This window comes from Microbacterium sp. LWH13-1.2 (assembly GCF_038397735.1).
GTDB lineage: Bacteria > Actinomycetota > Actinomycetes > Actinomycetales > Microbacteriaceae > Microbacterium.
In genome coordinates this window covers 2,494,821-2,514,070 of the sequence record NZ_CP151635.1, presented here as the reverse complement: position 1 = coordinate 2,514,070, position 19,250 = coordinate 2,494,821, and the positions used below count along the sequence as shown (strand labels likewise).

Sequence of the window (19,250 nt, the reverse complement as noted above, 5' to 3'; positions counted from 1 at the left end):
GCAGCCCTAATGCTCGCGCAATGCCGAGATGAGCTCGGCCTTGCGCTTGCCGCTGTACCCGGTGAGGCCGAGTTCCTTGGCGCGTGTGCGCAGTTCGTCGACGGTCCAGTCCTCATAGTCGCCGTGCTCTCCGCCTCGGCGGCCCACGGTGCTGCGACCCTCTTTGGCTGCGGCATTCGAGATGCGCGCCGCCTTCTCCTTCGAGGCGCCGTCGCTGCGGAGCTCTTCGTACAGCTCCGGGTCCTTCAGGGAGTTGTTCCTGCGTCCTGGCATGTCCTGTGCTCCTCTCGCACGTCGGGAACCCCCGCGTCAAGGGGCTCTGGGGCGCAGGGGGCGCGGGTCTAGGTTGATTGACCGTAGACGGGCGCCCCCCCTGCGTCCTCAAGAAGGGAATTCCGATGAACATCCTGCTGATCATCGTCATCGTCGTCGCCGTCATCCTGGCGATCACCGGCGGACTGGTTCAGTCCCTGCAGTTCCTGCTGTGGGTCGGACTGGTGCTGCTGGCCATCGCGGTCATCGCCTGGTTGATCCGATCGATCTCGGGCAACCGCACCCGCTGATCCACGGAGTGAGGCCCGCTTCGGCGGGCCTCACTCCGTTTAGGGATCAGTCCCTGGAAGCGTCCCGCAGGCCGTCGCCGACGTTGTGAGCGGCGTCCTTCACGTTCTCCCCGGCCTGCTTGACCGAAGCCTTCGTCTGGTCGGCGCGACCCTCGGCTTCGAGGCTCTCGTTGTCGGTCGCCTTTCCGACGCCCTCCTTGATCTTTCCGCCGGCCTTCTCGGCTGCGTTCTTGACGTCGTCTGCACCACTCATGGGGAGATTCCTTTCATCCGTCGATCAATGGATGACCACCGTCGCACGGGCCCGGAATCCTGCACACGGGATTGACAACGACGACCGCGCGTGACAGGACGCGACCGGGCATCGACGCGGGTCATCTCGACGGCTAACCTGGCCTCAGGCGGGTGGTCCTGCCCGCTCTCACCTCGGCTGCGGCCGACGACGGAGGCGGTACGAGATGGATTCGATGATGATGGGCGCGATGCGCTCGAACATGATGTCGATGCCCGACATGGCGATGATGGACATGTCCGTCATGCAGGCGTGCATGGACGCCTGTTCGGCGTGCGAGCAGGCGTGCACGGTGTGCTCGACGCAGATGATGGACTGCTCGCCGGCCTGCATGAACTGCGCTGACATGTGCAACACCATGATGCGCTCGATGATGCGGATGCAGGGTATGACCCCCGCGTCGATGATGGCGATGCTCGACGCCTGCATCGCCATGTGTCAGACGTGCATGGACGAGTGCATGCAGCATGCCGACAGCAGCGAGGTCTGCAAGATGTGCGCTCAGGCATGCCAGGCCTGCATGGACGCCTGCATGACGGTCAAGAACATGATGATGGCGGCTGCCTGAACAGCTCGCCCGGTCGTTGAGCGAGGAGCGCGGCGACGAGAAGAAGCGCGATCAGGAGAGCGCGACGTTGAACTGCGTGCGGCCGACGGCCAGCACGCCGTAGCGCACGTGCAGGGCGATCGGCGTGCCCTCCGGAGCCTCGAGAGCCGCGCCCGCACCGTTCCACAGCACGTGGGCCGTGCCGTCGAGCGTGCGCACGATCAGATCGCCAGACGTCGGGTCGGCGTGCTCGACGATCGCGTCCGTCCACTCGGACGGCGTCGCAGAGGCGATGCGCGCCTGGATCAGGTGCAGTGCGTGACCCGCGGCGAACGAGGAGCAGGCGAATCCGTGACGGCACATGCACGCAGAACGCTCACGCACCGAGAGGGGCGAAAGGTGGTTCAGCGGCGTGGACACGGTGGTCTCCTTCGTGAGCGGACGTTCCGGCAAGAGTAGGTCGGGGCCGCGCGAGACGGAACCCGCGCCGACACGGTGCGAAACAAACGGGCGTAGACTCGCCGGGTGCTGTTGTCGATGAGCGCTCTCCGGATGCCGGGTCGAGCGCGGAATGGAGCCGTGGGCGCGTTCAGCGCCACGGACAGAGGCTGACGATCGGCCGGAGGCGGAACATCCCGTCCCCGGAGATACGTCGTACCCGGCATCCGTCCGGATGTCGCCACCTCTCCTCCTTCTGCCGCACTCGGCGGCCCTCACGAAAGCACTCTCCTCATGCGTCCCATCGACGAGCGCACCCTCCGCGCCTCCTTCATCAACGCCTCCCGCAAAGAGGTCTCCGACATCACGCTGCCGCCGGGTTTCGCCGACGTCGACACCTCGAAGCTCGACTACCTCGGCTGGGTCGACCCCAAGCTGCCTCGTCGCTCGTACGTCGTCGCGTGGGTCGACGACGTGCTCACCGGCGTGATCCTGCAGCGGGCAGAGCAGCGCGTCATCGCGAGGGCTCAGTGCTCGTGGTGCGAGGACGTCACGCTGCGCAATGACGTGCAGCTGTACGTCGCCCGCAAGGCGGGTCCCGCCGGCCGCAAGGGCGACACCATCGGCACCCTCGTGTGCACGGAATTCGGATGCTCGAAGAACGTCCGAGTGCTGCCGCCCCTCGCCTATGACGGGTACGACCGCGAGCTCGCTCGCGAGATGCGGATCGTCAAGCTGCAGGAGCACGTCGCCGCGTTCATCGCCGCGGTGAAGGGCTGACGCGCGCCGCGCGGCGTCTGCGCTGATGGATCGGTGCAGACGCCGCGCGGGCTCATCGCTTCACGTCGGAAGCCGTCCGTACGATGGGCCCGTGAAGCTTCTCCTCCTGTCTCTGAATCCCGGCGCGATGCGCGCGTTCCTCGACAGCACGTCCTCCGGCGGCCCGCTACGGGTGGGCTATATCGGTGATGCGCAGGTCGCGTACGCGGGAGCGCCCTTCGTGGTCGCCGAGCGTCGGGCGATCGAGGCGATCGGTCACGAGATCGTCGACATCACGGTGCGCGATCTCACTGCATCCGAGTTCGCGGAGACGCTCTCGGGCGTCGACGCCGTCTACGTGGCCGGAGGCAGCACCTTCGCGCTGCTCGAAGCGCTCAAGGTCACGGGATGCGACGTCGTCCTCGCCGAGCGGGTGCGCGACGGAATGCCCTACATCGGGTGCAGCGCGGGGTCGATAGTCGTGGGGCCCGACATCACTCCCGCCTCGCTCATGGACGACCCGGCAGACGGCCGGGGTCTGACGGATTTCGCGGGCCTGGGGCTGATCGGCCGCACGGTGATCCCGCACGCCGACGGTCTGCTCGCTCCCTATCCGCCCTCGCTCATCGACGAGACGATCGCGAGATACGGCTCGAGCCACCGGCTCCTCCCGCTCCACGACGATCAAGCGCTGCTCGTCGACGGCGCACAGGAGACGGTGATCGATTCGGCACCCGCGGCAGCAGAGGAGGGCGTGCGCTGAGGCTCACACGATCTCGAGCCGAGCCACGGTCTCCTCGTCGTCGCAGGCGCCGCCGACCCAGAGGCGGATCGTGCCCGGTTCGACGCGCTTCACCCCGTCGAGGCCCGTGAAGGCGAGCCGGTCGATCGGCACGTCGAACTCGACCAGTGCCTCGGTGCCGGGGGCGAGCGTGATCCGACGGTAGTCCACCAGCTGGGCGACCGGCCGGGCCACGCTCGCGATCTCGTCGTGGGCGTAGAGCTGCACGACGTCGGTCGCCTCGACGCCGCCGGTGTTGCGCACCCGAACGGTCGCGCGGAATGTCTCGCCCGCGGCGACGGTCGCGGGGGCGTCGAGGCCGTCGTGCGCGAACGTCGTGTAGCTGAGACCGAAGCCGAAGGGCCGCACGGGCGTCGAGTCGGCGCTCGTGACATCCGTGAGCCCGCCCAGCACGGGATGCAGATACGAGTACGGCTGCGCTCCCGCCGATCGCGGCAGCGAGACCGGCAGACGACCGGATGGCGCGACCCGACCGCTCAGCAGCCGCGCGATCGCGGGGCCGCCCTCCTCGCCGGGGAAGAACGTCTGCAGCACAGCCGCAGGGATGCCGGCGGCGGCCGCGTTCGTCACGGTCGAGGCGTCGACCGCGCCGAGGCCGGTCACGGTGCCGGCAGCACCGGCGCGAGTCGGGAGCGCCCAGTCGAGGACGTACGGACGCCCGGTCACGGTGATCAGGATCACGGGAGTGCCGGTCGCGACGACCGCCTCGACGAGCTCGCGCTGGATGCCGGGGAGCTCGAGGTCCTCGACGTCGTTGCCCTCTCCGACCGTGCCTCGTCCGAAGAGACCGGCGCGATCGCCCACCACGACGATCGCGACATCCGCTCTCGCCGCCGCATCGACCGCGGCGGGGATGCCGGAGCGATCAGCACCCTCGACATCGCATCCGTTCGTCGACGTGATCTCCGAGCGGGGGAACTCCGCGCGCAGCGCCTCGACCACGGTCGGCAGCTCGATCCCCGCGGGGGTGCCGGGGTGGTGGGCGAGCACATGGTTGACGAACGAGTAGCAGCCCATCAGCGCTTCGGCGCTGTCGGCGTTCGGACCGATCACGGCGATCCTCGCGGTGGCCGAGGGCGCGAGCGGCAGGGAGCCGTCGTTGCTCAGCAGCACGACCGACTCCTCGGCGAGACGACGTGCGAGCGCACGGTGCTCGGCCGGATCCAGGTCGATCGCCGTCGGAGGGGCGTCGAAGTCGGCATCCAGCAGCCCGAGTTCCTCCTTCTGCGCGAGCACCCGCCCCACGGCCGTGTCGAGGATCTCGACCGGGAGCCGCCCGTCGCGCACCTGCTCTGCGAGGGTCGGGAAGGCGTCGGGCGAAGGCAGCTCGACGTCGATCCCCGCGGTGATCGCGATTCGTGCGGCATCGGCCGAGTCAGCAGCGACCCGGTGCATGCTGTGCAGGAAGTCGACAGAGAAGTAGTCCGAGACGACGACGCCGTCGAACCCCCACCGATCGCGCAGGATGCCTGTGACGTAGCGCGGGTCGGCGGCCACGGGCACGCCGTCGATGTCGGCGTAGGAGTTCATCACGCTGCGCGCGCCGCCCTCGCGCACGGCCATCTCGAACGGCGGCAGCAGCACATCCTCGATCTCGCGCTGCCCGGCGCTCACCGGCGCATGGTTGCGGCCAGCCCTCGAGGCGGAGTATCCGACGAAGTGCTTCAGCGTCGCGTGCACTCCCTCGGACTGCAGGCCGCGCACGTAGGCGGTGCCGACCGTTCCGACCACGAGTGGATCCTCGGCGATGCATTCGTCGACCCGACCCCACCGTGGATCGCGGATGACGTCGAGAACCGGCGCGAGTCCCTGATGGATCCCCAGCGCGCGCATCGACGACCCGACGGCACGCCCGACCTCCTCGACGAGTGCGGGGTCGAAGGACGCACCCCAGGCGAGCGGGGTGGGGAAGGTCGCGGCCTTCCACGCGGCGAGCCCGGTCAGGCATTCCTCGTGCACGATGGCCGGGATGCCGAGGCGGGTCTCCCGCTGAAGTCGGCGCTGCTCGGCCCAGAGCCACGCGGCACGCTCCACAGGGTCGACCGGCCTGGTCCCGTACACACGGGTGAGATGGCCGATGCCGTTCGCAGACGCATCCTGATAGCGCGAGGAGCTCTTCTTCTCGCCCGACATCGGGGCGACGACCTCGACGCCCTGGTCGATCCAGTAGCCGACGAGCTGGGACTGCTTCTCCTCGAGCGTCATTCTGGCCAGGAGCGCCTCGACGCGGGGGGAGCGGGGTGCGGGGCCTGCGGACTGCGGCATCATGTTGTCTTTCTCGTTCTCTCTCTCGTTCTCACCCGCAGCGACGCGGGATGTCGCGACGGCGACCGCATCAGCCCTTGACAGCACCGGTCAGCCCTCCGACGATGCGTCGTTCGAACAGGCTGAAGAAGATCAGCGCCGGGATCATCGACAGTGAGGTGAAGGCGAGCACTTTCGCCGTGTCGACCGAGTACTGGGAGGCGAAGGACTGCACGCCCAGCGGCAGAGTGAACGCCGAGGCGTCGTTGAGGATGAACAGCGGCAGGAGGTAGCCGTTCCAGCTGCCGATGAAGGCCAGGATTCCGGTGGTGATCACCCCTGGCAGGGAGAGCGGCAGAACCATACGCCAGAAGAATCCGATGCGACTGCATCCGTCGATGAACGCGGCCTCTTCGATCTCGTCGGGGATCGCCCGCAGGAACGGCACCAGGATGATGATGGTCGTCGGCAGGGCGAAGGCGATCTGCGGCAGGATGACCCCGCCCAGCGAGTTCATGAGTCCGAGGCTGCGCACCACGATGTAGAGCGGAGTGATCGCCACGGTCAGAGGGAACATCAGCCCCGCAGCGAAGAACGCGTAGAGCACGCCGCGACCGGCGAACCGGTAGCGCGCGAGCACGTACGCCGCCATCAGCGCGAGGGCGACGGTGCCCACGGTGGTCGCGAGGGCGACGATCGTGGAGTTGCCCACGAGGCGCCAGAACACGTCTCCGGTGAGGACATCGAGGTAGTTCGACACCACCCATGGTGCCGGGAACCCCGACGGATCGGTCGTGATCTGCGCGTTCGTGCGGAACCCGCCGGTGATGATGTACGCGATGGGCGCGAGCATGAGCCCGACGGCGATCAGGGCGACGAAGTAGACGGTCGGATGCGCCCACGGCAGCCGCGGCTTGGCGTTGCGGCCCGAGCGTCCGAGACGCGAGGGGCGCTGGGTGACGAGCACCGAGGTGGCGGTCATCGGACGTACTCCTTCTGTGTGGTGGCGTCTGCACCTGAGGCGGGGTCTGTGACCGCATCCTGCGGTGCGGCATCCTGCGGCGCGCGCGATCGAGAGCCGCGCGTGCGGCGGCCAGAGGCACCGGTGAGCGCGCCATCGGTGTCCTTGCGCAGCACCGCTCGCTGATAGATGAGAGCGACCACGAGCGAGATGAGGAAGAGGACGACCGCGACCGCGTTGCCATAGCCGTAGTTGCCGGCGTTGCGCCCCTCCGAGACCATGTAGGTCGCCATCGTCGAGGTGCCGGCGGTGGAGGCGATGTACTGCCCCCAGATGATGTAGACGAGGTCGAACAGCTGCAGCGAGCCGATGATCGACAGGAACGCCCAGATGCGCAGCGTGGGTGCGAGCAGCGGCAGCGTGATGCGCCACTGGATCTGCCAGTACGACGCGCCGTCGATCGCCGCCGCCTCGTGCAGCTCTTCGGGGATGCCCTGGAGGCCCGCGAGGAACAGGATGACCGCGAAGCCGATGTACTTCCACGTGATGATCGCCATCAGCGTCCAGATGGCGATGCCGGGGTCCGACAGCCAGTCGGTCGCGAGGAATCCCAGGCCCATGTTCGTCAGCATCGCGTTGATCGCGCCGTTGGTCTGCAGCATCAGGCTCCAGCCGGTGCCGACGACGACCTCGGAGATCACGTAGGGGACGAAGATCAGCACGCGGATCAGCGACTGGCCGCGCATCTTGCGATTCAGCAGCAGGGCCAGCACGATCGCGATCGGTCCCTGGAGCACGAGCGAGAACACCAGGATGAAGCCGTTGTGCGCGAGCGCATCGTGGAACAGCGGATCCTGGAGGATCGTGAGGTAGTTCTTCAACCCGACGAAGTCGGTGGGCGGACCGTAGCCCTGCCAGCTGAAGAAGCCGTAGTAGGCCGCCATCAGCACCGGGAAGATGACGAACGCGAGGAAGACGAGCAGGGCGGGCCCGGCCAGAAGGATCACTTCCAGCCGGGCACGCGTGTCACGCTTTCGCTGCGGCATCCTGCACAGCCTTGACGAGGTCCTCGGCGTCGCTGTTGCCCGCGAGCAGGTCGACCACCGCGACGTTCAGCGCGTTGCCGACGTTCTGTCCGTAGACGGTGTCGAGCCACTGCGTCGCGTACGGAGCCGCGTTGTACGCCGCGAGGATGTCCTGCAGGTACGGCTCGGTGACGGCCTCCTGGGCGACGGTGTTGACCGGCGGGGCATTGAAGGCCTTGTAGTACTCGGTCTGCACCGCGGAGGTGCCGAGGTAGTTCAGGAAGTCGACGCAGGCGTCCGGTGCGTCGACCGAGCACGAGTACCCGTCGACGCCGCCCATCATCGAGCCCGGCTCGCCGTCACCGCCCTCGATCTCGGGGAACGGGAACCAGCTGAGGTCGGCCAGCGGCTTCTGGTCGGGGGTCAGCGAACCGATGACGCCGGGGTTCCAGGCGCCCATGAGCTCCATGGCGGCCTGGTGGTTGGCGATCAGGCCCGCAGAGCTGCCGGCGCCCTGCTGAGCGGGCGTCGTGAGGAATCCGGAGTTGAACGGCTCGGTCGCCGCGAACGACTGCAGGTCCTCGCCCGCGCGCACCCAGCAGTCGTCGCTGAAGTCCATCTCGTCGGCGGCCTTGGCGAGTGTGTCGGAGCTGCATTCGCGGAGCGCGAGCCAGTAGTACCAGTGCGCGGCAGGCCAGGCGTCCTTGGCGCCGAGTGCGATCGGGTCGATGCCCGCGGACTTCAGCGCCTCGGTGGCGTCCTCGAGCTCGGTGAGAGTGGTCGGGTTCTCGGTGATGCCGGCCTGATCGAAGAGATCCTGGCTGTAGAACAGGCCGCCGGGAAGCACCGCGACCGGCATCGCGTAGATCTTGCCGTCGAGACTGTTCGCCTTGTAGGAGGCATCCGGAATCTCGTCCTTCGCGCCGCCGGCGATCACATCGGTGAGGTCCTTGAGCTGGCCGGCCTTGACCATCGCTGCCATCTTGCCGCCACCCCGCTGCAGGAAGATGTCGGGGGCGTCGCCGGAATTGAGCGCCGTCTGCAGCTTGCCGTCGAGGTCCTCGTTCTGGATCGACTGGATCTCGATCGTGACTCCGGGATTGTCGCCTTCGAAGTCGGCGACCGTCTTCTCCCAGAACTCCACTCCGGGGCCGGTCGTCGAGTTGTGCCAGAGAGTCATGGTGGTGTCGCCGCCGTCGCCGGAGCCGGACGAGTCCGCGGTGCAGCCCGAGAGTGCGAGCGCTCCGACGGCCATTGCTGCGACCGCGGAGGCGAGGGGGAGCCTTCTGCTGTTCATGTGATCGTTCTCCTCATCGAGTTGCGCACCGCGTCACTGCGGGCGCCTGCGGCAGCTCGGGTGAGACCGCAGTGGGATGCAGTCTCCAATCACCGTCGAGGTTCGTCAAACGTTTTCGAAAACAGTTTCCATCCTCGTTCGAGCCCGGCTACGCTGGCGTCTCATGGGGGCTCGAACGACGATCCACGATGTCGCGAACGCGGCCGGAGTCTCAGTGTCGACCGTCTCGAAGGCGGTCAACGGAAGATACGGGATCGCGGATGCCACGGTGCAGCGAGTCCTGGACGCCGTCAAGGAGCTCGGATACGAATCGAGCCTCGTCGCGAGCAGCATGCGTGCGCGTCGCACCGGCGTGATCGGGGTGCTCCTGGCCGACTTCGAGCCGTTCAGCGCCGAGATCCTCAAGGGCGTCGGCACGGCCATGCACGACATGGGCTTCGACCTCCTCGCGTATGCGGGTTCGCACCACGGCGCGAGCGACGGATGGGAGCGCAGGTCGCTCAGCCGCCTGTCGGGCACGCTGATCGACGCGGCGATCATGGTGACCCCCACGGTCGTGAGCGCGGGCACCGAGATTCCCGTCGTCGCCGTAGACCCGCACACCGGTAGGGCAGACCTGCCGACCGTCGAGTCCGACAGCTTCGGGGGTGCGCTCGCCGCCACCAGGCACCTGATCGAGCTCGGACACCGTCGCATCGGATTCCTCGCCGGACGCCCCGATCTGCGGTCGGCAGGACTGCGGGATGCCGGCTACCGGCGCGCTCTCGCCGACGCGGGGATCCCGCTGGATCCGTCCCTGATCGGCATCGGGCGCTACGAGCTGGAGGCGACCCGCGACTCCGCCAGGGTCATGTTGAGCTCCGACTCGCGTCCGACCGCGGTGTTCGCCGCGAACGATCTCTCGGCGATCGCGGTGATCGACGTCGCCCACCAGCTCGGCCTGCGGGTGCCCGCGGATCTCTCCGTCGTCGGCTTCGACGACGTGCCTGAGGCCACGCGTCGCGCTCTGCCGCTCACGACCATCCAGCAGCCGATGCGCCGGCTCGGCGCCGTCGCGGCGGAGATGGTCTTCACGCTGCTCTCCGGCCGGGAGGTCGACGAGATGCACGTGATCCTGCCGACCCGGCTCGTCGTGAGGGCTACGACGGCTGAGCCGCCTCGCTGACCTCGGCGTCGGCGGCGCGGGCGCTGCGCGCAGATGCCCCGGTGACGTCGAGCACGCGCTGCCACGCGGCATCCGACAACTCTGTCGACAGTCTCTGGAACTCGGCGACGCTGCGCCGACCCGGCCATTCGGCGGGCAGCATCGACGGGGGCAGCCCCGGATCGACGTAGGGCAGAACGCGCCAGCGGTCGAGCAGCTGCACATATGCCGCGAACGGCGCGGACGGCAGCGTCGCGAGCGAGGCCTGGAACGCGAGGTGCTCGGCACACAGCGACTCGAGGTCCCACCAGGCGGCGGCGGCCTCGGGCAGTGCGCGCACCGTCGTCGGAGTGCCGGCCTGGAACAGCGTCACCCACTCGCTCGCTTCGAGATCGTCGACGATCTCCTGCACCTCGCCCTGCAGGTGCCCGGGGCAGATCCACAGTGCGGGCGACACGACGCCCGTGCCGATCCACTGCAGCCGCCGTCGCAGCTGATGGCGAATGCTGCGCGCGCTCTCGGGGATCGAGAACGAGATGAGACACCAGCTGTCGGCATCCGTCATCTCGCGCATCTCGAAGATGCGCCGGTCGCCTCGCTCGAGCATCGTGGTGGCATCGGGGTTCAGCCGGTATCCGATCGCGTGCCGGCGCTCGGCGAGCAGAAGGCCCTTCTGCTTGAGGCGGGTGATTCCCGTGCGCGCTTGGGCGGCGGGGATCCCGAGGTCGTCCGCGAGCGCCACGAGCTCGGCCGCCGAGATCCATCCCCCGAGCGGACGCAGGTACAGGCCGACGATCGTGCGGAGGAGGGACGCCGTGCTTCCCGGACGCGCGTCGATGTCGTCGAGCACGGGAGCGGCGATGACGTCCGGTGCCGGCGCCGCGGCGGTGCCCGGGGTCGCTGCCGGGGTCGCTGCCGGGGATGCGAGGTCGTCACCGGTCATACGACTCCAGTGCCGCGCGCACCGCGAGCACGCCGGCGAGTGTCTCAGCGTGCGATGTGCTGAGCGGCGAGAGCCCGAGGCGGATGCCATCGGGGAAGCGGAAGTCGGGGATGATCCCGTCTGCCCACAGCCGTTGCGTCACGGCGCGGAAGTCCGGGTGCCCGATCGTGACGTGGCCCCCGCGGAGGTCGGCATCGCGAGGACTCAGCAGCCGCACATCGAGCGGGGCGAGCAGCTCGTCGTACGCGCGGACGGCGAAATCGGTCAGTGAGACGGCCTTCGCGCGCACGCCCTCGATCGACGCCTGCTCGATCAGGTCGAGCATCCCCTGCATCGCGAGCATCGAGGTGATGGGCGGGGTGCCGCTGAGGAGCTGGCGGATGTCGCCAGCGGGAACGTACTCCGGGCCCATGGCGAAGATGTCGGCGGCGCTCCACCAGCCCTGGATCGGCTGGCGCAGCACGCCCTGGTGCTCGCGTCGAAGATACGCGAACGCGGGGGAGCCGGGGCCGCCGTTCAGGTACTTGTACGTGCAGCCGACTGCCATGTCGACGCCCCAGGCGTCGAGCTGCATCGGGATGATTCCCGCGGAATGGCAGAGGTCCCACATCATGAGGGCGCCGACCTCGTGCACGGCATCCGTGATCCCCGGCATATCGGCCAGGGCGCCGGAGCGATAGTCGACGTGGCTGAGCGAGACGAGGGCCGTCTTCTCGGAGATCGCCGCGATCACATCGCCGATCTGCACACCGAGCACCGGGTCGGGTTCGATCCAGCGCACGGTCATGCCGGTCTCGGCGGCCACGCCTTCGGCCATGAACCGGTCGGTCGGGAAGTTGCCCGCCTCGATCACGAGCTCGGTGCGCGACGCATCGGCGGCCGCGGCGGCGCGCATCAGCTTGTAGATCAGCACGCTCGTCGAGTCGGCGACGACGGTCTGGCCGGCGGCGGCCCCGAGGGTGAGTTCGGCGATGCGATCGCCGAGCTCCATCGGCAGCGCCATCCACTGCTCATCCCACGAGCGGATCAGCCGAGTGCCCCAGTCGTCGCGCACGAATGCGGCGAGCTTCTCGGGGATGTCGCGCAGCGGGCGGCCGAGCGAGTTGCCGTCGAGATAGGCGCCGACGCCCGGTGCGTCGGCGAAGGCGTCGAGGTGGGCGCGGAGCGGATCGGCGGCGTCGAGAGCGTGGGCGGTCTCGAACAGGGCGGAGTCGATGCGGGTGGAGTGCCGGGTGTCAGTCATGTCAGGCCTTCAGATCAGCGCTGGTCAGCGGGCGGGCGAGTGTCGGCTCGGCGTCGGTGCCGGGGAGCCGGAGGAGGACGGATGCGGGATCGCGCGGGTCCTGCGGCGCGAGGGTGCGGAGCAGGGGTGCGCCGGTGATCCCTGCGTCTCGGAGAGCGGCGAGCTCGTTCGCGTTCAGGCCGACGGGCGTCGGGCCGTTGCCCATGTCGGTGCCGTAGAGCACGGTGCCGCCCGCCGCATGGAAGCGCAGGACGTTGTCGACAGCCGTGGCGAGTGCGTCGCCATCGTGGATCGCGATGGTCGAGACCCAGGCGACGGATGCCGCATGCACCGCGATCTCGGCGTCGTCGAGGCGTTCGGTGAACGGGGCATGTGCCAGGCGAGCGGCACCGAGGCGCGCGACGCGCTGGGCTTCTCCGCTGCCCTGGGCGTGGACGACGACGGGGAGCCCGCGGGCGGAGGCGGCATCGAGGATCGCGCGGCACAGGTCGTCGGTGAAGACGGGCCCGGCATCGGCGTTGCTGGCGACCTTGATGCAGGATGCTCCGGCATTCGCCATCTCGGCGACGGCCGCGCCGGCCGCCGCGGTGTCGGCGACCTCACGGAAGGAGCCTGCGGGTGCCCAGTCGCGGTCGCTCGGGTAGCCGCCGACGGGGGTGAGGAACGCGCCGGCGAACTCTACGGCGACGGGGTGCGCGGCCCGGTGCGGAGTCTCGTGCGGGCCCCTCCTGCCGTGCGGGGCCAAAAACGCACCGGAGAACGTCGATTCGGATGCTTCATTGGCCCCGCAGGGATCCGCGGATGTCTCTCTGGCCCCGCTCGAGTTCGCGCACGTGTTCTCGGCCGCGCGCATCTTCGCCGAGAGCGCGGCGACGACGGCCGGATTCGCGCCCAGATCGACGACGCGAGCGAGCGTCGAGCTGTGCAGCAGGGCGTGGTCGACCAGCTGCAGGTGCACGTGGTGGTCGGTGAACCCGCCGACGATCACGCCGTCAAGGCGCGGCAGATCGTGCGCGGGTGTCGCGTTTCTCAGCAGCATCCGTCCGTCGACGAGCTCGAGGATGCCGTCGCGCCATCCTTCGCCGTCGAAGAAGGTCGCCGCGTGCATCAGCCGCCGATCTCGGTGCGCACGGTGTACAGCTCGGGGAAGAACGTCAGGTCGAGCGCGCGCTGCAGGAAACCGACTCCGCTCGAGCCGCCGGTGCCGACCTTCATGCCGATCGTGCGGGCGACGGTCTTCAGATGGCGGAAGCGCCAGAACTGGAAGTTGTCCTCGAGGTCGACGAGGTCTTCGCAGGCTTCATAGAGGTCCCAGTGCTGCTGGTGATTCTGGTAGATCTCGCGGATCGCAGGCACGAGCTCGGGAGTTTCGCGGTAAGGGAGGCGCACGTCCCGATCGAGGATCTCGGCCGGGACCGGCAGGCCGCGGCGAGACGCGTAGCGCAGGAACTCGTCGTAGAGCGTGGGCTTGTGCCACTCGGCGGTGAGCAGCGCGAGGTTGGCGGGATGATCGCTGAAGACGCTCAGCATCTTCTCGTTCTTGTTGCCGAGTGCGAACTCGACGGCACGGTACTGCACCGACTGGAAGCCCGAGGAGTTGCCGAGCGCGCCTCGGAACTGGGCGTACTCGGTGGGGGTCAGGGTCGCGAGGATCGACCACTGCTGGGTCATGACGTCCTGGATGCGCTTGACGCGCGCGACGCGCTTCAGCGCTTCGCGCAGGTCGTCGCTCGCGAGCAGCTCGCGCGCGGACGACAGCTCGTGCAGCAGCTGCTTGAGCCAGAGCTCGGTGGTCTGATGCTGGATGATGAACAGCAGCTCATCGTGGTGCTCGGGAACGCTCACCGGATTCTGCGCGGTGAGCAGCTGGTCGAGCGACAGGTACGATCCGTAGGTCATGCGGCCGGACAGATCGGTGACGATGCCGGCCTCGAGCTCGCGCTCGTTGTTCTCGGTGCTCATGGGTCGCTTCCTGTCATGACGGACAGGTTAAACATATAACAATCGTGGCGAGCGTCACAATAGTGAAATGTTTGGGGGGCGAATCGCTGCGTCACAGCCTCGGGGTACGCAGCGGCGCGGTGCGACGCTCGCCGGGCGCACCGATCGCCTCGAATGCCGCGGCGAGGCGCAGCAGCGCGGAGTCGTCGTAGGCGCGGCCGGCGAACGTCAGGCCTATCGGCATGCCGATGTCGGCCATGAGGCCCATCGGCACCGTGACGGTCGGGATGCCGAGGTGACGCACGGTCAGGTTGCCGTTGGCGATCCAGGTGCCGTTGCGCCAGCCGAGATCGGCGGACGCCTCGTTCACGTCCATGTCGGCGGGCCCGACGTCAGCGACGGCAGGGAAGACGACGGCATCGAGTCCATGCTCGTCCATCCATTCCTCGAGGTCGATGCGACGGGTCTCTTCGAGTCCGCGCAGTCCGTCGGGGAGCTCGGGCATGTCCTCGAATCCGACTCCCGGGTTGTCGCGCACCCAGCCCGGATACTCGGCGATGTCGTCGTCGAAGCCCGTGTAGCGGTCGGGGAGTGCTCCTTCGGGATGCGGGAAGATCGACGCTCCGTCGACGTCGGCGAGCGTGTGCCGCCGCGGGTCGCCGTTCGCCTGCAGGAAGTCCTCCCAGCCCCACGCCGACAGATCGACGATCTCGCGCTTCAGGTACTCGGGAGACACGAGTCCGCGCGTCGCGATGGTGGGTGCACCGGGTCGGTCGCCCTCGTAGTTCGAGACCACGGGGAAGTCGACCTCGACCACCGTCGCACCGGCGGCCTCGAGGTCGCGGCGCGCAGCTTGCCACCGAGCGATCACCGAGGCGCGGGTCTCGATGCGCTGCCCGGTCGGCCCGCCGATTCCGGGATCGTCAGCCGTGCCGGCATCCGGATCGGCGTTGATGTACATGCGGGGGATGCCGATGCGCGCTCCTCGGAGAGCTGTTCCCGCGTCGTCGGCCAGGGCGGCGTAGGACGCGGGGCGCACCTCGGACGACACCGGCAGCGTCACCCACGGCTGCGCGCGCCAGAAGTCGCCGCGCACCTCGGCGTCGTCGGCGACGATCACGTCGAGCACCTCGAGCAGGTCGGCCATCGTGCGGGCGTGCGGCACGACGACGTCCATGGTCGGCACGAGCGGCCAGTTGCCGCGGGTCGAGATCACGCCGCGCGAGGGTGTGTAGGCGCAGAGGGCGTTATTGGTCGCAGGACCACGACCGCTCGACCACGTCTCTTCGCCCAGGCCGAATGCCGCGAAGCTCGCCGCGGTGGCAGTGCCCGAGCCGTTCGACGATCCGGACGCGAAGGGCGCGGTGAGGAACTGGGCGCTGTACGGACTCTCGGCGCGGCCGTAGACACCGCGCTGCATGCCGCCGTTGGCCATCGGGGGCATGTTCGTCAGCCCGAGGCAGATCGCGCCGCCCGCACGCAGGCGCTCGATCGTGAACGCGTCGCGCTGCGCGATGAGGTCGGCGAATGCGGGGCTGCCGGCGGCGGCCGTGAGCCCGCGCACCAGGTAGCTGTCCTTCGCCGTGTACGGGACGCCGTCGAGCGGGCCGAGTGCCTCGCCGCGTGCACGGCGGTCATCCGAGGCCTCGGCCTCGGCGCGCGCATCGGGGTTTGCGACGACGACCGCGTTCAACGCCGTCTCGGTGTCGGGGCCGTCGTAGGCCGCGATGCGGGCGAGGTATGCGTCGACGAGTTCGACGGCGGTGGCCGCCCCCGTCTCGAGCGCTCGCCGCAGGTCGGCGATGGAGGCTTCGACGACGTCGATCATGAGTGCACCGCCACGCTCGGCTGCTGCTGGGTGATGCAGTGGATGCCGCCGCCGCGGTCGAACAGCGGGCGGGCGTCGACCGTGACGACACGGCGACCCGGATACGCATCGGAGAGGATCTCTCTCGCCGTGGCGTCGGCCTGCTCATCGCCGAAGCCGCAGGCGACGACGCCGTCGTTCGTGACCAGGTGGTTGACGTAGCTCCAGTCGACGAAGCCCTCGTCGTCACGCAGGGTGGCCGGGGCCGGCAGGTCGATGATCTCGAAACGGCGGCCGGCGGCATCCGTCTGCTGCCCGAGGTGCGCGCGCAGCTCGCGCGTCACGGCGTGGTCGGGATGGTCGGAGTTCTGCTGATCGTGCAGCAGAAGTCGGCCGGGCGAGACGAGGGTGGCCACGATGTCGACGTGCCCGTTCGTGCCGAAGTCGTCGTAGTCGCGCGTGAGTCCTCGGGGCAGCCAGACGGCCTTCGTCGCGCCGATCGTGCGGGCCATCTCGGCCTCGACGCGCTGCCTGTCGGCGAACGGATTGCGCCGTGGATCGAGCTGCACGGTGTCGGTGAGCAGCACGGTGCCCTCGCCGTCGACATGGATGCCGCCGCCCTCGTTGACGAGCGTCGAGCTCACGAGCTCTGCGCCGACCGCACCGGCGATGATGCGCGCATGCTGCGCCGCCTTCTGCCACTGTGCCCATGCGGGGGCGCCCCAGCCGTTGAAGATCCAGTCGACGGCGCCGAGAACGCCGGGGCGGTGGTCGTCGACCACGAAAGTGGGGCCGGAGTCGCGCATCCAGAATTCATCGACGGGCGCCTCGACGATGTCGATGCCACCGCCCAGCATCCGCCGCGCGCGGGAGAGCTCGGCGGGGTCGACGATCATCGTGACCGGCTCGAACTCCGCCACCGCGTGGGCGACGGCCGTCCAGGTGGCATAGCCCTCTTCGCGCTCGGAGGCGGTCTCACCCAGGGTCGGCCCCTCGGCGGGGAACGCCATCCAGGTGCGGTCGTGCGGTGCGGTCTCGGCGGGCATGTGCCAGGCCATGATTGTCTCCCTCGCTGCTGATCTCGCCCTCGCGGATGAGGAGTCGTGATCGCTATTGAACAGGTGTCCAACGGGTGATACGGTAGCCCGTGATGAAGACGACGTCAAGAGCTGCCGCACCTCGCCGGCTGCCGCCCGAGGAGCGTGAGCGCTCGATCCTCGACGGTGCCGTCGCGCTGGCCTCCGAGAGCGGACTCGAGGCCTTGACGGTGCGTGCCGTCGCCGCGCGAGTAGGTGTGACGCCCGCCCTCGTCGCGCACTACCGGCCCGTGATGGAGTCGTTCGTCGCCGAGGTGTTCACCGCGATCGTGTCGGCCGAGCGTGACGAGGTCATCGCCGCATACGACCACGCCGTCGACCTGCGCACGAACCTGCTGCGACTCATCGAGACGCTGCTCGACGACTCACGCGACGACGTCGCCATGGTCTGGGTGCAGTCCTGGGCGCTCGGAGCGCGCAACGAGGCTCTCGGCGCGCGGGTGCGGGCCGAGATGGACCTCTGGCACAGCGCTCTCGAAGACCTCATCGCCCGCGCCATCGCCGAGGACCCGGTGCTGAGCGTGGACGCCGGCTCGTCGGCATGGATGCTGCTGGCCATGGTCGACGGCATGAGCGCGCACTCGCTGGTGCACTGGGCGCCACGCGACCGGGCCGACCTCGCCCGCCGCACCCTCTCGGCGGTGCTCGACGTGCCGGTCGAGGCGCCGGCGATCCCCCATTCGCTCGAGACGACACCGCTCGCAGCGACACCACTCGCAGAGAACCACGATTAAGGACAGCTCATGGGAGCAGAACGCATGCACGCGGCCTCGGCCGAATCGACGGCGATCGTCGACGCCGTGCTCGACTACTCGCGACGACGGATGCTCGCGGCCGACGTGCCGCTCGACAAGCCGCAGACTCCGGCCGAGCTCAACAGGCTGGTGGGAACGACGATCACGGATGCAGGGCTCGGCTCGCAGCGCGCCCTGAGCGTGTTCGAGCACATCCTCGCCCCTGCGTGTCTGACGACGAGTCACCCGTCGTATCTCTCGTTCATCCCCACCGCGCCGACGATCGCATCGATCGCGTTCGACCTCGTGGTCTCGGCGTCCGGGCTCTACGGCGGAAGCTGGCTCGAAGGCGCCGGCGCCGTCCACGCCGAGAACGAGGTGCTCTCGTTCCTCGCCTCCGAGTTCGGCCTCCCCGACACGGCAGGGGGAGTGTTCGTGCAGGGCGGCACGATCGGCAACCTGTCGGCGCTGGTCGCCGCTCGCGAGGCGGCGAAGGCGAAACTCGTCGAGGCGGGCAGAGAACTGCCTCGCCGGTGGAAGATCCTGTGCAGCGTCGAGGCGCACTCCTCGAACAAGTCGGCGGCGAAGGTCATGGACGCCGATGTGCTGCTCGTGCCCGCGGGCGACGACGGCGTGCTGAGGGCCGATGCCGTACGCGAGGCGCTGAGCGAGCACGGCGATGAGATCTGCGCTGTCGTGGCGACGGGCGGCTCCACGAACTTCGGAATCGTCGATGACATCGCCGGCATCGCCGCACTCAAAGACGAGTTCGACTTCTGGCTGCACATCGACGGCGCATACGGTCTCACCGCGATGCTCGCTCCCGAGGCTCGCGGCATCTTCGCGGGAGTGGAGCGCGCCGACTCGGTCATCGTCGATCCGCACAAGTGGCTCTTCGCGCCGTTCGACTGCTGCGCGCTGATCTACCGCGACCCCGATGCGGGCCGTCGTGCGCACACACAACATGCCGAGTACCTCGACACCCTCACCGACGCGGGCGACTTCAGCCCGTCGGACTACTCGATCCAGCTGACGCGTCGCCCCCGCGGGCTGCCGCTCTGGTTCTCCCTCGCGACCTACGGCGTGACCGCCTATCGCGAGGCCGTGAGCGCGACGCTCACTCTCACGAAGAAGATCGCCGCCGAGATCGCCGACCGCCCCGAGCTGCGACTCGTGCGCGACCCGCAGCTCTCGGTGGTGGTCTTCGAGCGTGAGGGGTGGGAGCGCGAGGACTACGACCGGTGGTCCGACGAGCTGCTCGACTCGCAGCGGGCGTTCGTCGTGCCGAGCTCGCATCGCGGTCGCCCCAACACGCGGTTCGCGATCCTCAACCCGCTGACGACCTTCGACGACCTCGTCGGCATCCTCGACACCATGAAGTAGCAGCCGGCCCTGGTCAGGAAAGGCCGGGCA

General features: G+C 68.8%; 20 protein-coding genes. 7 read left to right on the top strand and 13 right to left on the bottom strand.

The genetic code is table 11. The features are described from left to right. Positions 1-6 precede the first annotated feature (6 nt). A complete protein-coding gene (locus tag MRBLWH13_RS12065) occupies positions 7-273 on the bottom strand; it encodes a Rho termination factor N-terminal domain-containing protein (RefSeq protein ID WP_341955249.1) in 267 nt (88 codons plus the stop codon). A 125-nt stretch (positions 274-398) separates the two neighbouring features. Between MRBLWH13_RS12065 and MRBLWH13_RS12060 the strand changes: the two genes are divergently transcribed. Then, positions 399-563 (top strand): hypothetical protein, encoded by a 165-nt coding sequence (locus MRBLWH13_RS12060; protein ID WP_164481753.1) that lies wholly within the window; start codon positions 399-401, stop codon positions 561-563. Positions 564-609: 46 nt separating this feature from the next. Here the strand turns inward: MRBLWH13_RS12060 and MRBLWH13_RS12055 are convergent, their stop codons facing one another. After that, complete coding sequence (locus tag MRBLWH13_RS12055; RefSeq protein WP_341955248.1) at positions 610-816, bottom strand: CsbD family protein; 207 nt, start codon at positions 814-816, stop codon at positions 610-612. A 205-nt stretch (positions 817-1,021) separates the two neighbouring features. Here MRBLWH13_RS12055 and MRBLWH13_RS12050 point away from each other — a divergent pair, with 205 nt between their 5' ends. Continuing rightward, the gene (locus tag MRBLWH13_RS12050) at positions 1,022-1,423 is read left to right on the top strand and encodes a hypothetical protein (RefSeq protein WP_341955247.1); all 402 of its coding nucleotides are present in this window, start codon (positions 1,022-1,024) and stop codon (positions 1,421-1,423) included. Positions 1,424-1,474: 51 nt separating this feature from the next. Here MRBLWH13_RS12050 and MRBLWH13_RS12045 read toward each other — a convergent pair whose 3' ends face one another. Beyond that, positions 1,475-1,822, bottom strand: a complete 348-nt coding sequence (locus MRBLWH13_RS12045) for a hypothetical protein (protein ID WP_341955246.1) — start codon at positions 1,820-1,822, stop codon at positions 1,475-1,477. A gap of 312 nt (positions 1,823-2,134) precedes the next feature. On the opposite strand from MRBLWH13_RS12045, the gene MRBLWH13_RS12040 reads away from it, so the two are divergent. Further along, positions 2,135-2,620 carry an FBP domain-containing protein gene (locus MRBLWH13_RS12040; RefSeq protein WP_341955245.1) on the top strand — a complete coding sequence of 162 codons (486 nt, stop codon included), beginning with the start codon at positions 2,135-2,137 and terminating at the stop codon, positions 2,618-2,620. Positions 2,621-2,711: 91 nt separating this feature from the next. After that, entirely contained in the window at positions 2,712-3,362 is a 651-nt protein-coding gene (locus tag MRBLWH13_RS12035; protein WP_341955244.1) for a Type 1 glutamine amidotransferase-like domain-containing protein, read from the top strand. Between the two features lie 3 nt (positions 3,363-3,365). Here MRBLWH13_RS12035 and MRBLWH13_RS12030 read toward each other — a convergent pair whose 3' ends face one another. From MRBLWH13_RS12030 to MRBLWH13_RS12015, 4 genes are all read right to left on the bottom strand, one after another. Then, entirely contained in the window at positions 3,366-5,666 is a 2,301-nt protein-coding gene (locus MRBLWH13_RS12030; RefSeq protein WP_341958301.1) for a glycoside hydrolase family 3 N-terminal domain-containing protein, read from the bottom strand. 70 nt (positions 5,667-5,736) lie between these two features. Next, a complete protein-coding gene (locus MRBLWH13_RS12025) occupies positions 5,737-6,627 on the bottom strand; it encodes a carbohydrate ABC transporter permease (RefSeq protein WP_341955243.1) in 891 nt (296 codons plus the stop codon). Continuing rightward, positions 6,624-7,652, bottom strand: a complete 1,029-nt coding sequence (locus MRBLWH13_RS12020) for a sugar ABC transporter permease (RefSeq protein WP_341955242.1) — start codon at positions 7,650-7,652, stop codon at positions 6,624-6,626. Before MRBLWH13_RS12020 ends, MRBLWH13_RS12025 begins: the two co-directional genes overlap by 4 nt. Next, on the bottom strand, positions 7,633-8,928 hold the full coding sequence (locus tag MRBLWH13_RS12015; protein ID WP_341955241.1) for an extracellular solute-binding protein: 1,296 nt from the start codon (positions 8,926-8,928) through the stop codon (positions 7,633-7,635). The genes MRBLWH13_RS12020 and MRBLWH13_RS12015 overlap by 20 nt, the downstream gene beginning before the upstream one ends. Positions 8,929-9,091: 163 nt before the next feature. On the opposite strand from MRBLWH13_RS12015, the gene MRBLWH13_RS12010 reads away from it, so the two are divergent. Then, a complete protein-coding gene (locus MRBLWH13_RS12010) occupies positions 9,092-10,093 on the top strand; it encodes a LacI family DNA-binding transcriptional regulator (RefSeq protein ID WP_341955240.1) in 1,002 nt (333 codons plus the stop codon). On the opposite strand, the gene MRBLWH13_RS12005 is transcribed toward MRBLWH13_RS12010, so the two are convergent. From MRBLWH13_RS12005 to MRBLWH13_RS11980, 6 genes are all read right to left on the bottom strand, one after another. Then, entirely contained in the window at positions 10,068-11,015 is a 948-nt protein-coding gene (locus tag MRBLWH13_RS12005) for a PaaX family transcriptional regulator C-terminal domain-containing protein (protein ID WP_341955239.1), read from the bottom strand. The genes MRBLWH13_RS12010 and MRBLWH13_RS12005 overlap by 26 nt on opposite strands. After that, a complete protein-coding gene (locus tag MRBLWH13_RS12000) occupies positions 11,005-12,258 on the bottom strand; it encodes an aminotransferase class V-fold PLP-dependent enzyme (RefSeq protein ID WP_341955238.1) in 1,254 nt (417 codons plus the stop codon). The genes MRBLWH13_RS12005 and MRBLWH13_RS12000 overlap by 11 nt, the downstream gene beginning before the upstream one ends. Before the next feature lies 1 nt (position 12,259). Continuing rightward, positions 12,260-13,366 carry a hydrolase gene (locus tag MRBLWH13_RS11995; RefSeq protein ID WP_341955237.1) on the bottom strand — a complete coding sequence of 369 codons (1,107 nt, stop codon included), beginning with the start codon at positions 13,364-13,366 and terminating at the stop codon, positions 12,260-12,262. Further along, the gene (locus MRBLWH13_RS11990; protein ID WP_341955236.1) at positions 13,366-14,220 is read right to left on the bottom strand and encodes a tryptophan 2,3-dioxygenase family protein; all 855 of its coding nucleotides are present in this window, start codon (positions 14,218-14,220) and stop codon (positions 13,366-13,368) included. The genes MRBLWH13_RS11995 and MRBLWH13_RS11990 overlap by 1 nt, the downstream gene beginning before the upstream one ends. A 91-nt stretch (positions 14,221-14,311) precedes the next feature. Further along, positions 14,312-16,027, bottom strand: coding sequence for an amidase (locus MRBLWH13_RS11985; RefSeq protein ID WP_341955235.1), 1,716 nt, complete (start codon positions 16,025-16,027; stop codon positions 14,312-14,314). Further along, positions 16,024-17,064, bottom strand: a complete 1,041-nt coding sequence (locus tag MRBLWH13_RS11980; protein ID WP_341955234.1) for an agmatine deiminase family protein — start codon at positions 17,062-17,064, stop codon at positions 16,024-16,026. The genes MRBLWH13_RS11985 and MRBLWH13_RS11980 overlap by 4 nt, the downstream gene beginning before the upstream one ends. A 92-nt stretch (positions 17,065-17,156) precedes the next feature. On the opposite strand from MRBLWH13_RS11980, the gene MRBLWH13_RS11975 reads away from it, so the two are divergent. Together MRBLWH13_RS11975 and MRBLWH13_RS11970 are read left to right on the top strand one after the other, a co-directional pair. Next, on the top strand, positions 17,157-17,837 hold the full coding sequence (locus MRBLWH13_RS11975) for a TetR/AcrR family transcriptional regulator (protein ID WP_341955233.1): 681 nt from the start codon (positions 17,157-17,159) through the stop codon (positions 17,835-17,837). Between the two features lie 9 nt (positions 17,838-17,846). Further along, on the top strand, positions 17,847-19,220 hold the full coding sequence (locus tag MRBLWH13_RS11970; RefSeq protein ID WP_341955232.1) for an aminotransferase class V-fold PLP-dependent enzyme: 1,374 nt from the start codon (positions 17,847-17,849) through the stop codon (positions 19,218-19,220). Positions 19,221-19,250 lie beyond the last annotated feature (30 nt).

Excerpts from the sequence above, each read along its gene's own strand:
- MRBLWH13_RS12015 (WP_341955241.1), bottom strand. The coding sequence starts at position 8,928 with ATGAACAGCAGAAGGCTCCCCCTCGCCTCCGCGGTCGCAGCAATGGCC.
- MRBLWH13_RS11990 (WP_341955236.1), bottom strand. The coding sequence starts at position 14,220 with ATGAGCACCGAGAACAACGAGCGCGAGCTCGAGGCCGGCATCGTCACC.
- MRBLWH13_RS12060 (WP_164481753.1), top strand. The coding sequence starts at position 399 with ATGAACATCCTGCTGATCATCGTCATCGTCGTCGCCGTCATCCTGGCG.
- MRBLWH13_RS11995 (WP_341955237.1), bottom strand. The coding sequence starts at position 13,366 with ATGCACGCGGCGACCTTCTTCGACGGCGAAGGATGGCGCGACGGCATC.
- MRBLWH13_RS11985 (WP_341955235.1), bottom strand. The coding sequence starts at position 16,027 with ATGATCGACGTCGTCGAAGCCTCCATCGCCGACCTGCGGCGAGCGCTC.
- MRBLWH13_RS12020 (WP_341955242.1), bottom strand. The coding sequence starts at position 7,652 with ATGCCGCAGCGAAAGCGTGACACGCGTGCCCGGCTGGAAGTGATCCTT.
- MRBLWH13_RS11980 (WP_341955234.1), bottom strand. The coding sequence starts at position 17,064 with ATGGCCTGGCACATGCCCGCCGAGACCGCACCGCACGACCGCACCTGG.
- MRBLWH13_RS12040 (WP_341955245.1), top strand. The coding sequence starts at position 2,135 with ATGCGTCCCATCGACGAGCGCACCCTCCGCGCCTCCTTCATCAACGCC.
- MRBLWH13_RS11970 (WP_341955232.1), top strand. The coding sequence starts at position 17,847 with ATGGGAGCAGAACGCATGCACGCGGCCTCGGCCGAATCGACGGCGATC.
- MRBLWH13_RS12025 (WP_341955243.1), bottom strand. The coding sequence starts at position 6,627 with ATGACCGCCACCTCGGTGCTCGTCACCCAGCGCCCCTCGCGTCTCGGA.
- MRBLWH13_RS12005 (WP_341955239.1), bottom strand. The coding sequence starts at position 11,015 with ATGACCGGTGACGACCTCGCATCCCCGGCAGCGACCCCGGCAGCGACC.
- MRBLWH13_RS12030 (WP_341958301.1), bottom strand. The coding sequence starts at position 5,666 with ATGCCGCAGTCCGCAGGCCCCGCACCCCGCTCCCCCCGCGTCGAGGCG.
- MRBLWH13_RS12065 (WP_341955249.1), bottom strand. The coding sequence starts at position 273 with ATGCCAGGACGCAGGAACAACTCCCTGAAGGACCCGGAGCTGTACGAA.
- MRBLWH13_RS12050 (WP_341955247.1), top strand. The coding sequence starts at position 1,022 with ATGGATTCGATGATGATGGGCGCGATGCGCTCGAACATGATGTCGATG.
- MRBLWH13_RS11975 (WP_341955233.1), top strand. The coding sequence starts at position 17,157 with ATGAAGACGACGTCAAGAGCTGCCGCACCTCGCCGGCTGCCGCCCGAG.
- MRBLWH13_RS12055 (WP_341955248.1), bottom strand. The coding sequence starts at position 816 with ATGAGTGGTGCAGACGACGTCAAGAACGCAGCCGAGAAGGCCGGCGGA.
- MRBLWH13_RS12010 (WP_341955240.1), top strand. The coding sequence starts at position 9,092 with ATGGGGGCTCGAACGACGATCCACGATGTCGCGAACGCGGCCGGAGTC.
- MRBLWH13_RS12000 (WP_341955238.1), bottom strand. The coding sequence starts at position 12,258 with ATGACTGACACCCGGCACTCCACCCGCATCGACTCCGCCCTGTTCGAG.